At 45.2% G+C, this 15,030-nt stretch carries 13 protein-coding genes; 5 read left to right on the top strand and 8 right to left on the bottom strand.

The window, feature by feature from the left end:
* The first annotated feature begins 4 nt into the window (after nucleotides 1-4).
* From eutB to FCL45_RS07180, 4 genes are all read left to right on the top strand, one after another.
* A complete protein-coding gene (gene eutB, locus FCL45_RS07165; protein ID WP_136799004.1) occupies nucleotides 5-2,212 on the top strand; it encodes an ethanolamine ammonia-lyase subunit EutB in 2,208 nt (735 codons plus the stop codon).
* A 75-nt stretch (nucleotides 2,213-2,287) separates the two neighbouring features.
* The gene (locus FCL45_RS07170; protein ID WP_136799005.1) at nucleotides 2,288-3,331 is read left to right on the top strand and encodes a TRAP transporter substrate-binding protein; all 1,044 of its coding nucleotides are present in this window, start codon (nucleotides 2,288-2,290) and stop codon (nucleotides 3,329-3,331) included.
* A gap of 125 nt (nucleotides 3,332-3,456) precedes the next feature.
* Nucleotides 3,457-3,972 carry a TRAP transporter small permease gene (locus FCL45_RS07175; protein WP_136799006.1) on the top strand — a complete coding sequence of 172 codons (516 nt, stop codon included), beginning with the start codon at nucleotides 3,457-3,459 and terminating at the stop codon, nucleotides 3,970-3,972.
* Between the two features lie 2 nt (nucleotides 3,973-3,974).
* Nucleotides 3,975-5,255, top strand: coding sequence for a TRAP transporter large permease (locus tag FCL45_RS07180; RefSeq protein WP_217907688.1), 1,281 nt, complete (start codon nucleotides 3,975-3,977; stop codon nucleotides 5,253-5,255).
* A gap of 552 nt (nucleotides 5,256-5,807) precedes the next feature.
* Here the strand turns inward: FCL45_RS07180 and tnpC are convergent.
* From tnpC to FCL45_RS07220, 8 genes are all read right to left on the bottom strand, one after another.
* Nucleotides 5,808-7,379, bottom strand: a complete 1,572-nt coding sequence (gene tnpC, locus FCL45_RS07185) for an IS66 family transposase (RefSeq protein ID WP_420811227.1) — start codon at nucleotides 7,377-7,379, stop codon at nucleotides 5,808-5,810.
* Between the two features lie 62 nt (nucleotides 7,380-7,441).
* Complete coding sequence (tnpB, locus tag FCL45_RS07190) at nucleotides 7,442-7,789, bottom strand: IS66 family insertion sequence element accessory protein TnpB (RefSeq protein WP_136800062.1); 348 nt, start codon at nucleotides 7,787-7,789, stop codon at nucleotides 7,442-7,444.
* On the bottom strand, nucleotides 7,786-8,124 hold the full coding sequence (tnpA, locus tag FCL45_RS07195) for an IS66 family insertion sequence element accessory protein TnpA (protein ID WP_136800063.1): 339 nt from the start codon (nucleotides 8,122-8,124) through the stop codon (nucleotides 7,786-7,788). Before tnpA ends, tnpB begins: the two co-directional genes overlap by 4 nt.
* Before the next feature lie 292 nt (nucleotides 8,125-8,416).
* Nucleotides 8,417-8,938, bottom strand: coding sequence for a hypothetical protein (locus FCL45_RS07200; protein ID WP_136799997.1), 522 nt, complete (start codon nucleotides 8,936-8,938; stop codon nucleotides 8,417-8,419).
* Nucleotides 8,919-10,079: a hypothetical protein gene (locus tag FCL45_RS07205; protein WP_136799996.1), complete on the bottom strand. Its 1,161-nt coding sequence runs from the start codon at nucleotides 10,077-10,079 to the stop codon at nucleotides 8,919-8,921. Before FCL45_RS07205 ends, FCL45_RS07200 begins: the two co-directional genes overlap by 20 nt.
* Nucleotides 10,080-10,836: 757 nt before the next feature.
* Complete coding sequence (locus tag FCL45_RS07210; protein ID WP_136799995.1) at nucleotides 10,837-11,385, bottom strand: hypothetical protein; 549 nt, start codon at nucleotides 11,383-11,385, stop codon at nucleotides 10,837-10,839.
* 40 nt (nucleotides 11,386-11,425) lie between these two features.
* Nucleotides 11,426-12,001, bottom strand: a complete 576-nt coding sequence (locus tag FCL45_RS07215) for a hypothetical protein (protein ID WP_136799994.1) — start codon at nucleotides 11,999-12,001, stop codon at nucleotides 11,426-11,428.
* Between the two features lie 781 nt (nucleotides 12,002-12,782).
* Nucleotides 12,783-13,772 carry a PDDEXK family nuclease gene (locus FCL45_RS07220; RefSeq protein WP_136799993.1) on the bottom strand — a complete coding sequence of 330 codons (990 nt, stop codon included), beginning with the start codon at nucleotides 13,770-13,772 and terminating at the stop codon, nucleotides 12,783-12,785.
* A 130-nt stretch (nucleotides 13,773-13,902) separates the two neighbouring features.
* Here FCL45_RS07220 and FCL45_RS07225 point away from each other — a divergent pair, with 130 nt between their 5' ends.
* A complete protein-coding gene (locus FCL45_RS07225; RefSeq protein WP_176360005.1) occupies nucleotides 13,903-14,850 on the top strand; it encodes an IS1595 family transposase in 948 nt (315 codons plus the stop codon).
* Nucleotides 14,851-15,030 lie beyond the last annotated feature (180 nt).

Here is a 15,030-nt window from a genome sequence, read left to right on the forward strand (position 1 = left end):
TTTTATGAAAATTATTAAATCGTTAGAAGACATATTCGTGCCTGCTCCGGGCCCTGATGAGGTATATGCAACCTCCCTCCTCGATCGGCAGTTCAACTTCAAAGGCTTGAAGAAACTGCTCGGAGCTGCAGACATCAGCAAGGCGGGTGACCGTACCGCAGGGCTTGCAGCCAAAGATGAAATGGAAAGGGAGGCGGCACGCTCAATTCTCTCAGGTCTTTCCCTGCAACATATTTACGACACGCCCCTGACCGATGGCAGCGGACGGGTCGATAGTGTCATGCGTGCCGGATACGAGATCGACCTTGAGCTGTTTCGCACGATCGCGACCATGACCGTAGGCCAACTGAAAGATCATCTCCTTGCTTCGGGCGGCGCGGAGGTTGAGCGGCTGGGTAAGGCATTAACGCCAGTTATGGCGTCTGCTTTAGCCAAAATAATGGATGTGCATGAGCTTGTCTTCATCCCCAGGAAAATTTCCAAGCCCACCAGGGCACGAACGCTTATTGGTCTGCCGGGCTGTCTCTCATTCAGGCTTCAGCCGAATCACCCCAAGGATGATCTCGATGCAATTTCTCTCTTGGTCTATACAGATCTCAGTTTAGGCATGGGAGACTGTCTGATCGGGGTGAATCCCTCTGAGGGCTCGGTGGATAACGTGAGCAGAATTCTTCATCACCTGGATAAACTTCGGCGAGAAACCGAAGCGCCGTCTCAGATCTGTGTTCTGGGGCATGTTAAAACTCAGCTGGCGGCTCTCGACCAGGGGGCGCCTGTGGAAATCCTCTTCCAGAGCTTTGCGGGAACGGAGAGAACACTTACCGAGGAGTTTGATGTCACCGTAGAGTTTATGGATCGGGCGTACGCGATTATGGCGGAGCGTGGTCCTCTTGCGGGTAGAGCAGATCAGTTCATGTACTTTGAGACCGGACAGGGGAGTGAGATGACCTACCGGAAGCATGACGGTATCGACATGACGACCTGCGAAGCTCTCTGTTATGGACTCTGCCGTCGCTACGACCCTTTCATGGTCAATAATGCTACAGGCTTTATTGGCCCGGAAACTCATCTGAACGATTTCGAGTTGATGGTATCTACCCTGCAGGATCATTTTATGGGAAAAATCCTTGGTCTGCCCATGGGGATAAGCCCAAGCTATACCCTGCACTCACAGTCACATCTGGAAGGGCAGCAGATGGCCGTTCAGCTGGCGACAGCCGCAGGTGCGAACTTTTTTATGGATGTTTACTTGGGGGCCGATCGCATGCTGGCCCATTTTGTGAACAGTGGCCATGACGACCAGACCATGCGGGAGATTTACAATCGGAATCCTGCCCCAGAATTTCTCCGATGGGCGGTTGACCGGGGGATCTTCGAGCAGACTCCTGACGGCAGGGTGACGAGGGGGCCGAACTGGGGCAATCCCAGGCTGTTCATTTCCTCAGACGCGGAGTTTCAGCGATTGCGGGAATCCCTTCCCAACGCCCCCGGTTTCGACAACGCAGGTCCTCGTCCCGTCAATGCTGTACAGCGGGTTCTCCGGGCTAACCAGGCTGTAGGGCGAGAGGCTGTGCACAGCGACCTGAGATTTGCCGAATTGGCGTCATTCAACTTTCGAACCTTGTCCACTTTGGCTGTGGCCAAGGTCGATCATCTGAAAAACCCTGAGCTTGGCTCACGGCTCAGCCCTGAATCTGCTGCAACGCTTACCCCAGAGCACCGGGACGTGCAGATTGTCGTAACAGACGGACTCAGCGCAGAGGCGGTTCACCATAATATCTCAGATTTGCTGCCTGTGCTCCAGGATGGTCTGGCCAGTCGGGATTTTACCATGGGGCAGCCCATACTCGTTCCGTATGGGCGGGTAAAACTGGTCGAGGCATTGGGGGAAGCCCTGAAACCGCAGCTGCTGATTCTGCTGGTCGGGGAACGCCCAGGTGGAGATGCCCTGTCATCAAGGAGCCTTTCAGCCTATCTGGCTATCAGGCTTGCCGACAGTTCGTCGCTGCCGGAAGCCATACGCTACAGCGGCAACGCCAGTATCGTATATGAGTACACGCTGATCACCAATATCTATGCTGGAGGGCTTCCTGCGGTTGAGGCGGGAAGTGTCGTCGCGGAAAAAGCGATGGAAATACTCGAACATCAAGCCGCAGGAAATAGACTGGAAGATATTCTCGCACGGCTCGAGGGAGTTAACGAACACCTTTGAAAGCATATACAACGCTGCTGCCGCTGACGCCGTAGCAATCAATCAACACATCAATCCCCCAAAGGAGGAAAGACCATGATGTACCCTGTCAAACATTTCAAGAAGGCCATGTGCACTCTGGTGGCCCTGTCGATGTTCGCGCTGACTGGCCCAGCTGGCGTGGAAGCCGGTTCCGTAAAAATGAAATTTTCTCATCAGAACAACGTCTATGATGCTGATCAGTTACTGGCCGAGACCTTCAAGCAGCTGCTGGAAGAGCGAACCGACGGTGGGATTAAAGTCGCTATTTATCCGGGAACCCTGACCACCAGCGAAGAAGAGGCGATGGAATTCGTCAAATCCGGAACTGTCGATGTTGATACCAACTCAGCCGGACACCTTGCAGGATTTTATAAAGATATTCAATTTCTGCAGCTGCCCTACCTATTCAAAAGTCCAGCCCATTATAAAGTGGCCAGGCAGTCAGGGGTTATCAAAGAGATACTCGCTGAGCTTGAAAAGGCAACGGGGTTGATTGCTCTCGGTATCTATTCAGACTGTAACGGTTTTGCCATTGCCAGCACCAAGCCGATTAAGAGCATCCAGGATGCGAAGGGAACAAAACTGCGTTGTATGCAGAATCCTCTCTTTGTGGATATCTACAGCGAGTTCGGGTTTACCGTTACCCCCACAGACTGGGGTGAACTCTACACTTCCCTGCAGACTGGCCTGGTGGAGGCAGACGACCTCGGCGTGTATTGTAACAACATCTTCAAGATGAGTGAGGTGGTAAGTAATTATGCAATCCTCCGTCAGATGTGGACGCAGAAAGTCGTCTTCATCTCTCCAAAGACCTGGGCCAAGCTCTCTGGAGAACAACAGGAGCTGGTACGCTCCGTAGCCAATGATGCGATTGAACTCACCGATGCATGGCAATACGCTCGGGAGCAGGAGGCCATCGAAAAGGTACAAGCTGCAGGCGGTACCGTGACATATCCGGATACTGCCCCGTTTAAAGCGGCTTCTGAGAAAGTTTACGAAAAGTGGTTTGCGAGTAATCCGCACTGGAAAGCCTGGTACGATCAGATCCAGTTTCTTGATCCTGATGCGAGAATGCCAAAAGCATACGAAATCAAATAGTTGATATCATGTAGCAAGCATACTGGTCCTCTCAGGACTTTTGGCTTGGGCAGGGCCGGTATGAATTGCTCATCGGTGAACCCGGTGGAGTTTGCTGGAAAAAGTTGCCAAGGAAAGAGGGTGAAATGGAAGATATCGAGGTAAAACCTCATACAACTGCAGGAGTAATGGCCCAGACTGTTCGAGTGACGAAAGTCGTTACCTGTACATACATTTCAGTTCTGCTGGTTGGAATGGGGCTGGTGCTAGGGGCAAGCATTCTCCTTCGGTTCTTCTTCGACCAACCCGTAGCCTGGTCCAACACCATAACACGGTATGCCTACATCCATATTGTTCTGCTGGGGGCAGCTGTCTCCTACATGGAGGGTAGCCATGCCCAGATTGATGTGATTTACCAGTGGGTACCCCGAAAGATGCAGCTTGGTTTTGACCTTGTCCATAATGGTGTGATGCTGTTTCTCTGCTCTGTCCTGACGGTGATGGGGGCCAAGCACGTTGTAAATATGTGGCAGGTGCACTCGCCTATTATTACTGGTTTTCCAGTGGGTGTTGTGTACCTCGCAGTACCGTTGTGTGCTGTGGTTATGGTGATATTCATATTCCAGCGATTAGTTGAATTGAAAGATAGGAAAGAGGGTTGAGCATGTTGTACATTGCACTGATGGTAATCTGTTTTTTTGTTCTCATGGCAATACGGGTACCGATCCCCTTTGCTTTGCTCGCTTCAACTCTGGTCTACTATTTCGGCGCTGAACTGCCGCTCAATATTGTGGTGGTTCGTCTTCTGCGTTCATTCGATTCGTTTATCCTGCTGGCCATCCCTTTCTTCATCCTCGCAGGTCGAATCATGTCCGAGGCGGGAATCAGCGACCGGTTGATCCGGGTGGCTGACCTTATCGTCGGGAGAGTCAAAGGCAGCCTGGCGTACACAAATATTGTGGTCAGCATGTTCTTTGGCGGTATCACCGGTACAGCCATTTCAGATACCACAGCAATTGGTTCTATCCTTATTCCCTCAATGGTGAAAAAGGGGTACTCGAGAAGCTTCAGTGCCGCAGTTACTGCTGCCTCATCAACCATGGGTCCTATCATTCCCCCGAGCCTCATGTTCATCATATATGGCTCCATTGCCCAGGTCTCCATTCGGGATATGTTTCTTGCCGGCGCTATTCCCGGGTTGCTGGTCGGAATCTCACAGATGGCGGTGGTGAAAATTCATGCCATCAAGAATGACCTCCCCAGAAGGGAGGAAACGATTTCTCCTCGTGAGGCGTGCATAATTGTTCGGGACGCCTCTCTGGCTATCCTGCTGCCGGTAATAATTCTCGGCGGGATCCTTCTCGGAATCGTCAGTCCCACCGAGGCGGCGGTCGTGGCTGCCTTTTATGCCGGTATCATCGCCATGTTTGTTTACCGGACTCTGAGCGTGAGACGGCTGCTGACGGTAATCAAAGAGTCCGCGGTTGAGACTGGCAGCGTTTCGATAATTATCGCTGCTGCTGCTCTTTTTGGCTGGGCGTTGTCCAACGAGCAGGCCCCTCAGATGTTTGCAGAATGGCTGATGGATAGTTCATTATCGAAATGGCAGATCCTGTTGATGATCAACCTGATGCTGTTTGGGCTCGGGATGTTCATGGACAGCATTCCAGCCATCATGATTGTGACGCCTGTCTTGCTGCCTCTCTTTAACATGCTCAACATTGACCCACTGCATGCCGGTTTATTCATGAGCGTTAATCTCATTACCGGTCTTGCCACACCGCCCGTTGGCTGCTGTCTGTTTGCTGCCTCGATAATATCAGAGTCACCAATGGAGAAGATAAGCCGGGCAATCCTGCCTTTTCTCCTGGCGAATGTTATTGTGGTGTTGCTGGTAACATATATTCCCAGCATATCTTTATTTATTCCTTCTTTATTGAAGTAATGATTTTGATCCAGGGTGGTGCCGCCAATTGCATAAGGTTTTGCTTGGTACGCTCTATGAGATGCATAGCCTTGCAATTGAGGGCTTTGTTCGGAGGAAGCCTTGCTTGCTCTGGTGCCATCAACCACCTCCCTTGCTGGAGTTTGGCGGCAACATACCCATGGTGTCTGGAGTCGAGGGAGGCAAGACGGTACAAGGACGTTTAAACAGTATTTTATCGTGAATGTCACCCTGCTTTTACTATAGGGTCGAAGGTCACTGAGGCGTTCTGTGCCGTTCACCATTAAAAAAGTGGGTACAGGTGGTAGCCACGCAAAATACATCCTGTTGGATGCTCTGATCCTTCGCGAAAATTTGATAACCCCTGGCTGTAATACAGCAAAGAAATGACGAAAAGCTCGCTAGGGGTAAGAATTTTCTTTGGGAAACGCCTGGTACGGACCCCTCATGCCAGGTGTTGCGGGGGCGGGGGAGAAAAACCTTCGGCTGTCCGATTAGGGTTTTTTCAATAGAGATTGCTCACATACTCAGCAGTATATTTGTAAGCGGTAATTAAACCCCACTCACATTTCCAGCTATTCGTAGATCGTCAGCTTTTAAATTCATCGGCAAAAGTTTCAACAGCTCTGAACGAGATTCTGCAAACGGTAATTTTTCAAATAGATATCGAAGGTAGTTATACGGTTCCAAATTATTGGCCTTGGCTGTTTCAACCAGGCTATAGATCACGGCGCTCGCCTTAGCACCTTCCTGTGTTCCTGCAAACAGCCAGTTTTTTCTGCCAACGACAAATGGGCGTATTGCGTTCTCAGCGGCATTATTGTCCGGCGTCATTTCAGGAATATCGAGGTAGACCAATAAGCGTTTCCACTGGTTGAGGGTATAATTCACCGCAGATCCAAGCAAACTCTTCGGTGTCACTTGGCTAGACTTTTTGCTCAGCCAAAGGAAGAAATCTTCCAGAATCGGCCGAGCCTTTTTTCGACGCAAGGCAAGCAGGTCTTCATCTGCAAGACCTTGTTTAGCTGCCTCTTTTTCAATTGCATAAATTTGTCGAATATAGTTCAGCGCTACATCGGTGCTGCCCGCCTTTTTGGTTTTGCCACGACCTTTTTGTGCATCAACAAATTTACGGCGAACATGAGCCCAACAGCCAGCGTGGGCAATATTCGGTTGCGTATCAAGAAAGTCGTACCCAGCGTAACCATCTGATTGCACGGCTCCACGATATCCCGCAAGCAGCTCCCTTGCAATTTTGGCTGAACGACTTGGAGCATAATGATAGATCAGGCCGGGATGATGTGGATCACCACCGCGACATATCCACATATACGATTTAGTTGTTGGTGACCGCCCCGGTTCAGCCAGAACCTGAACCGAGGTTTCATCGATATTGATTAACGGACCGGAATGAATCTCTCGCCACAGCAGTTCAAGAAGTGGTGTGCAGGCACCGGCAGCTTTCATTGCCCAATTAGCCATGGTTGCCCTGGGTATTTCAGCTCCCAGCCGGGAAAATTGTCTTTCCTGCCGGTAAAATGGCAGTGCATCACAGAATTTTGCAGTAAGTATATGGGCGAGTAAGCCCGCGGTAGCAATTCCCTTGCTGATAATCTGCTTTGGCGGTGGTGCAATTTTCACCACTGGCCCTTCAGACTCCAATCCTTCACAGGCTTTACAAGCATATTTAGGGCGAATATGACGCACAACCCGTATAATAGCTGGGACGATATCCAACTTTTCGGAAATATCCTCACCTATACGATCCAGCTCCGCCCCACAATTGCAGACTTTATCATCTTCGGGAATGTCATGTACGATTTCGACCCTGGGCAGGTTAGCCGGTAACGGCTTGCGGCCTCGTTTCGCTCGAGTATGTTCAGGGACTTCAACAACCTCGGCAACTGGCTCAACCTCAGGTTCAGGCATGTCAAAGAGAGGCAGTTGCATCACGCCTGCTTCGGCTCCTCCTTTTTCACTTTTTTTGCCAAACAGTTTGGCATAGAGTAGACGAACCTGCTCTCGTAAAAGCTCGGTTTCCCGCTCGTAACGACGTTGGGTTTCAACGAGAAGTCGTTTGAGTTCTGCCGGGTCATCAGGAAGGTTTGCTGTATCGAAATTCATGTGTGCAATATACCACATAAACATTGCCATAACAGCTAGTTCAAGCAATATTTCCATAAATATTATGATACTGAATTGTAGCTAAGTTGCATGTGAGCCTGTTGCACATCAAGCCCATGTAAAAGCCACTGCAAAGCAGTTTCATGGACTTCAATTACCTCTTCTTCTGATTCCGGCCAACGAAAGACATCTGCCTCAAGTCGTTTTTGCCAGATGCAAAAACCATTTTGATACCAGTAAAGGATCTTGACCATATCCCTTTTCCTATTACAGAAAGCGAACAGACTGCCCGAGAAAAGATCGAGGTCAAACTGATCTTCAACAAGAAGAGACAAACCGTTTATTGACTTGCGCATATCGGTAACCCCGAGAGCAATGTAGACTCGGACATTTGCTGGAGTGGGAATCATGTTAGCTGCTCCAGGGTCTTCACAGCTTTTTTCAATTGTTCGGCGCAGAAGTCACTCTGAATTTCGAGCTTAAATCGATTGACATGTACTGCGATGCTAGCAGGAGAAGCCGTAACAGGATTATCTGGAAGTGTTGCTGGTACAGTAAGTGGGTAAAACGCAACCTGCCTATCATTCAGGTTTTTTAGTTTGCGCTTCCAGTAGCCAAATGTCGCCAGAGCAATGCCGTGCGATTGACAATAGGTTTTCTGACTCAGATTACTTGATTGCCAAGCAGTGATATGTTTTTGCCAGTATTCCTGCTTCTGCTGTAGTTTCGAGATTGTGCCGTTCACGATGTATACCTCCTTGGTTATGGTGAGGCATACTGGAACATGAATTTATAGGACTGAAAAGATGGGGTTTATTGGTCGCTTACGTATATTTCGTTGATTGCTCACATTTGTAACAGCGGTATGCGATATTTTCATAATAGATTGCACACTCATCATAATGGCCTGTAGAGCTTTGACTAGATTTTGACCATTTATTTCTTTCTATTTTTATACTCACGTAGGTTGCTTTTGTACAGGTAACGTGTAGGGTAACCGGCGAGCTTTAGCGAGTCCGTGTTTACCCGTTTGTTATCTATTTATTTGATATTTGTTTTTTTTCAATACTTGCCAAAACAATTGCTAATATGGATGACACTAAACTAAGTGAGATGCAGTTCAATGTTGTTTTAAATGCATACTCGTTGGCAATTTGAGGTAGATTTAAAAGTTTCCATATTGGCCCTAATACTTCAGATGCGACTAAAGGGACTGTTGCTAACCCAAAGATCGTTGTGAGGCAAATGCCTACTTTTGCAGTTAGCTTATTCTCGTGAATTTTTGTTTCATTTTCTCGGATTGCCAGGGTGGTTTTAATTCTTTCTTTGACAGTATTAACACCTAGTTCTTCCCAACCTTTTTTTAGCAATTCTCTTATCTCACCAAAATGACTAGCGGTATACATATCATGTTCTAATTTTAGAATGGAAGATTGAGCCTTCAGTACTTCAGAGGATTCTGTGTATTTTTCAATAGCATTTAATAGGCTATAATATAACATACTGCCATACTCTAACATTTCTGAAATAACTTGTGCTTCATAGATTAGATGTCCCATTATTAGGATCAGCATGTTCTTTTTGTTGTAGCACTCCATTCTTAGACCAAACCCACAAACTTGCAGAAAGGTTAATGTAAATAGAATAATCTTCAAATGGTCGTAGATCTTTTTCTAGATAATTTAATGCCACTTTTTTATCTGCAATATTAGTTCTAGCTAATATACTACCCCAGTGGTACCCATGATGTTTTTCATTTTCACTAGCTGTTTTCTTTTGGTTTGAAAAGTTAGTAATGTGAATATGAGGTCTGCCTGTCCAATAAGAAGCAACATGGGGTATATGTCGTTGACCAAATAATATCTTTCTTATACCGTATCTCGGATTACTAATTATATGAGTTGCGGTTAGGAATATTGACAGTGCAACATTCTGCAATCTATCTTTTGTAGAAACCTCTTCTGAACTAGATAATGGGCTAAGTACAAATTGAAAATCACCTTCATCATATGTGGTTGCTAGAAAATCTACAGCTTCTTCATGTTTCTTCTGTAAGAAATAATGTTCTAGTCTTTTAAAAATATTCCAAGGGCCTAACGAATCATATGATGCACGAGTAGCATGCTTCGAAAATGATCTTGGAACTTCAACTTTCTCAAATGAATGTTTAAAAAGGTTGACGGCACCTGAAATTAAATTTTCAATTTTAGTAGTGCTTTGAGGGGATATCGTACGGAAGGATAAAGTGATTATGCCTGTTTCATAGATATTCAAAATTGGATAACAGATAACTTTGCCACCATTTTCTTCTGAATAAATTAGATTTATTTGACCTAAAAATGCTCTTAAGTATGGGTGAGGTAATGTGTCACTTTCACCACCAATAACCCTCAACTCATTAAATCGTAAATGGGCTGCTTGATACCATGCTTCAAATGCAAAACCACTTGGACCACTAATATCTTCTGGGAATTTGATTAATTTGATTTCACCCTGTGAACCGTATGGCTCATGGTTGACATCTGTGTATCCCCTACAAAACCCATCTTGAGACTTCCAAAAAGTTTGCCCATTTTGGAGCATTGCAAGCTCAACAAACTCAGCTTCAACCAATTTACATGCTGCAGCTTCTAAATCAATAGATTGGGATTGAATATAAGTGCTATATGTGTGCCATATTTCCCATTCGTGAATCTGCATTTTGTGGAATAGTTACTCAATTATAGATTGTTTTAAGATAACGTTGAGTTCACCGATCGAGTCGCCCGGGGGAATCTCACCCCCAGGCTCTCACAGAACCGTACGTGAGACTCTCGCCTCATACGGCTCTTCATGACCCCTATTCAGAATAAGTTTGCATTGCTAGGAGGTTCTTCCTATTGCTAGTTGACCAATAAGCAAATTCAGATATGTTACCCCCTTCGCTCCATCTCCATTACAGAGACTTCATCACTACTACGAGGTAATCTGCCCCCGTGCTCCGCATCAGTACTTTCATCCTTGTGGGACCGCCACTTGGATTTTTCCCTTAACATCGGAACGACAGGTTCCCACGTTCCTTATGAAAGCCTGTATTAGGATCATGCCACCTCTATGCCGGTCACCGTGTGGGCAGTAAACAGGTTGCCTCCACACTCATCCCAGATCAGCTCGCGTTACCCTGGTTTTGATGACGTCTGTCAACGCTGATTTCGGCACCTCGTCGGTGGTTCACTTTCGTTCATCTTCCTAAAACATACCTGACAGATTTACTTTCTGCCTTTCCCTACTCGCTCACTACCATGGCTCTTTACCACAGCAGCAGTAGGTGGTTTGAACCCAAATCCTGCAATCCGAGTTCGAAGAGCCCTCCTTCATCTTTCACAAAGTTACAGAAAGTTATGAGTTCCTTTCTTCGTGGCACATGCGAGCTTCAGCGAGTCCAGCGGAACGCAGTGGAGCGATAGTGAACGCCTTGTTAGCTTATTCCTAATAATTTTGGTATTATATTCACTGCAACACCGACTGAAACATCTTTAGATATTGCAGTAGTGTTTGAGAATATATTTTTAATTGCTCCAATATAAGAGGAGGCTTCATTTTCAAGTTTCCCTTCTTTAAACTTTTTGTTTAGGTGAGAGAAGGATTTCGAAGTCAGCCTATATCCACCTTGATGACAGGTTGAAATGAGATTTTCAGCCAATAGAAACTCGATCGTTCCTTGATATATCTCTAATTGTACTCGTTCATCATTGTGCCTTTCTTCTTCCACTTCTCGCCATTGCTCTTTAGATTTTTCTATTTTCTCTTTAAAATCTTTTTCACGTAATTTCTCGCTGTAACTATGTTCTAACAACTCAGCCATGTCTTTTTTGATTTTTAATTCTTTCAATTCATCTTTTTTATCAAAACAAAGATAGTCTGAAATAATTGTCATACGGTCAATAGAACAAGGTACCGGGAATTTCTGATAAAGAATTTCAAATATTTTAGCCGTATATATACTGAACTGTTCAATGTTATCCATAAGGTTATTTTTTGAACGCTTTGTTAGCTAAATTATATTTTTATTGTGGATATATAAAGTGTACAGGTGAAGAATTTTCAAGCCATTCAGTAGCATTTTGGCCTATTCGTTTTACTTCATCATATAGGGGCTTCAATTCAAGTTCGAACTTTGTCCCATCTCGATTTTCCGATATAAATATTAGTTCCTCTTGTAGGAGTACTCTTTTAATTCGAGTTTCATCTCTTATTAAATAATTATAGCCAGACCTAGAATCTAGAACGATTTCCATGATTGAACCTGCGTCATCTCGTACCCAATTGTCAATGCGTTCATCGAAATGTTCCGCATTGTCTCTAGCATTTCGCGTAAGAACTTCAGATGCACCTGAAACACTAAGTTTTTCCTTTAGCAAAGCCATTCTTTCCCTTTTTATGCCGTTAGGTCTAATTGGTGAGATATATTTAGATATCATACCAGCATGAGCCAGGAAGGAAGTTAGGTGAAACCAAACAAACCTTGTTTGTCTAGTTTGCTCATTTTCGATGCAATTAATCATTTCATGATAGTGAACTTCGGCACCTAATGAATGCATTGATACTTCTTGCATATACCATGTTAATTGTGTGTCATTCATATTTTTTTCAATAGCTAACGTAGAGCTAACAGGCGCGTGCAGTCTGTGCGTCCTTGTTCAGCTTTTTGTGTGCGCCCGGCATGGGCGTGAACTAATAGGGTTAAAGTCCATTGTGTGTGATCCTGTGTTAAGTTAAATGCTTAACATGGAACACTAACCGATGGCAAGAGCATAACCGCGAGGTTGTGTTTGGAGGAAGCCTAAGTGTAACGATGTGGGTCGACGAACAGAAATGTCATATAAGGCCGAGTCTCTGGGTAAGGCAGCACAACATGTTTAAGCCCAAGGATCAGGAGATACGGTAAATGACGCGATCGCTCATCATAAGTTCACGCAATTACCCGGGGAGGCCTGTCTCTCTAGCGTCTGGAAACAGGAGCGCGGACGGTGGTAACATCGGCTGTGATGAGACAGGAGTCAGCAGAGGCCATAGTAGGCGAAGGAAGTCACCCAAAAGGCACATGGGGGACTGGAAACGAGCCAGGTGAAGAGAAAAGCCTGGAAGACTCACCCCGCTGAAGGGCCAAACCCATAGAAGAAAGAGAGACCTCATATGCTCAACCACGCATTCAACCCGACAGGGCCGCCAATGGTAGGCGCGATGTGAGACAATCCAACTTTCGGTATTATCCGCAGCTGTTGCCTTCTTGCTGTCAAAGAGCTGCGGATATACTTTATCCGGCTACGGCCCGATGTTCTATGGGAAACGCCTAGTGCGGACCCGCATGCTAGGTGTTGTGGGGGCTGGGGGAGAAAAACCCCCGGCTACCCGATTATGTCTTTATTCCTTTGATTTTATATGGTTAATCAAGTCGTCACCTGACTTTTTCCTCAAGCTTGTGTAAGTTCTTAGAAGTGGTACATGGTAATCAGCAATTTCTCTTAACTTACCAGCCCTTATGGCAGGTTTAACTCTATTAAAATTATCTAATTCAACAAAATATTCTTCATCACCATCCCAATCACCGATTTTATATTGGCTGTTTGAGGTTCCATATGCGATTATACCTTTTCGACTTTCATACAGAAAAACGATATCGCCTTTCTTGATGTTCATTATAGAAAGTTTCCAAGGGTTGTTGTAAGCAGAAGCCCTTTCTTTACTAATCATATTGTCATGGAATTTATTTCCATGAGCTTTACAAGTGTTCACTAGATGATAAGAACTTACAACATCTTCATATGGATCTACAGTTGAGCCAAAAGCCTCGAAAGAAATATATTTTTGACCTTCGATTTCATAAACTTTATAGACCCAAGGTCTTATGTCAATACCTAAGCCATGCCAATATTTAATTGCAACCCTAGTCTCAACGTCAAGACCGTTAGTCATTACTATCAAAACTTGCTTATTGTTAAACCTTTTTCTATTTATTGATGTTTTCACACCAAAATAATCTTTATGAGCTTCTTCAAGATCTCCTGACCCGAATTTTTTCCATAGTCTATTAAGACGATCGTAATCGTAAGTCGAAAACATTTGAGCATAGCGCATTACTTGTAATAAATTGTTTTTATTACTTTCCCATGCTTTTAATTCAAAAATATATAAATTTCCTTCTTCGTCTAATGCTAATATATCAGGCTCTTCTTGCCAATTTCTAGAGTGGCCTATAGTAATTAAATCTGCAGACCTAATTACATGGTTAATATTTTTGTAAATTATATTTTCTAAATCTTTTTCTTTAAGACCTATCGAAAATAGTGTTTTTGACTCAACACTACTTAGAGTGTGGTCCCCTGTTCCAATTTCATTAATTTTGAACAACATTTATTGTATACCTTTAATATTTTCTGATTACCCCTAAAGCTCAGCATTTAAAAACCCCTTGAGGGTGGTCACTCTGTGATACCCCTGGCATGTCATAATCCCTTGGATAACCTTCATAGGGAGAAACGACATGCCAAAGAATACAGTTCAATTTCAAAAAGGCCTCAGCTTGAAGAGATTTCTCGATACATATGGCGCTGAAGAGCAGTGCCGAGAAAGGCTATTCAATGCTCGTTGGCCTACTGGGTACAAATGTCCGAGATGCGGTCATACCAAACACTACCTAATCTTAACTCGGAATCTCTATCAGTGTCGCAACTGTCGTTTCCAATGCTCACTTACAAGCGACACTATATTTGCCTCCTCAAAACTGCCTCTTACTACTTGGTTCCTCGGGATTTTCTTTGTTACCCAATCGAAAGAGGGTATGTCAGCGCTCAATCTGCGACGATTACTTGGTATTTCAATCAATGCTGCTATGAAAATGAAGCACAAGCTCCAGCACGTTATGAAAGCAGCCGATGACAGTCTTGCCCTCAATGGCCTAGTTGAACTTGATGACGCATATTGGGGTGGTAAAAGATCCGGTGGTAAGCGTGGCCGGGGAGCCCCTGGCAAAACCCCATTTCTTGCTGCCATAGCCCGCAACGAAAAAGGCCATCCGATTCATATGAGAATGAGTAAAGTGAACTCCTTTTCCTCCCAGGAAGTTCGCAAGTGGTCGTTGAAGCATATCCACCACGAAAGCGTTGTAATTTCGGATGAGTTCGGCCCGTTACGAGGAGTTGCTGACAGCGTTGCTTTCCACGGCGCTATCAATACAAGTGAAATTTATCACAATCCCGACAACAAGATTTTCCATTGGATCAACACCATGATCGGCAATGTCAAAAGGGCCATACATGGTACATATCATGCTGTGAGTTCAAAGCATTTGCCAAGGTATTTGGCTGAATTCTGTTTTCGTTTCAACAACCGTTTTTATATGGGAGCCATGGTCGGCTCACTTATTCGATATTCCACAGTTACTAAGCCAATGCCTCAGCGTATTTTAAAGTTTGCTGAGGATGAGGGGTAATCAGATAATATTTTTGTCAAACATAACGAGCCTGTAGAAAAATGCAGTTCAAAATCCCGAAGATTCCCTCAACCGATTTCAGGAGGGTTCCAAAAATCTACTTTCCTAGCCGCCTATTTCGATTCCACTTGTTCTTTACCCTGCTCTATTTGCCCTCAGTCCATTTGTGAACCTTCTTGG

This window comes from Desulfosediminicola ganghwensis (assembly GCF_005116675.2).
Taxonomy (GTDB): Bacteria; Desulfobacterota; Desulfobulbia; order Desulfobulbales; family Desulfocapsaceae; genus Desulfopila; species Desulfopila ganghwensis.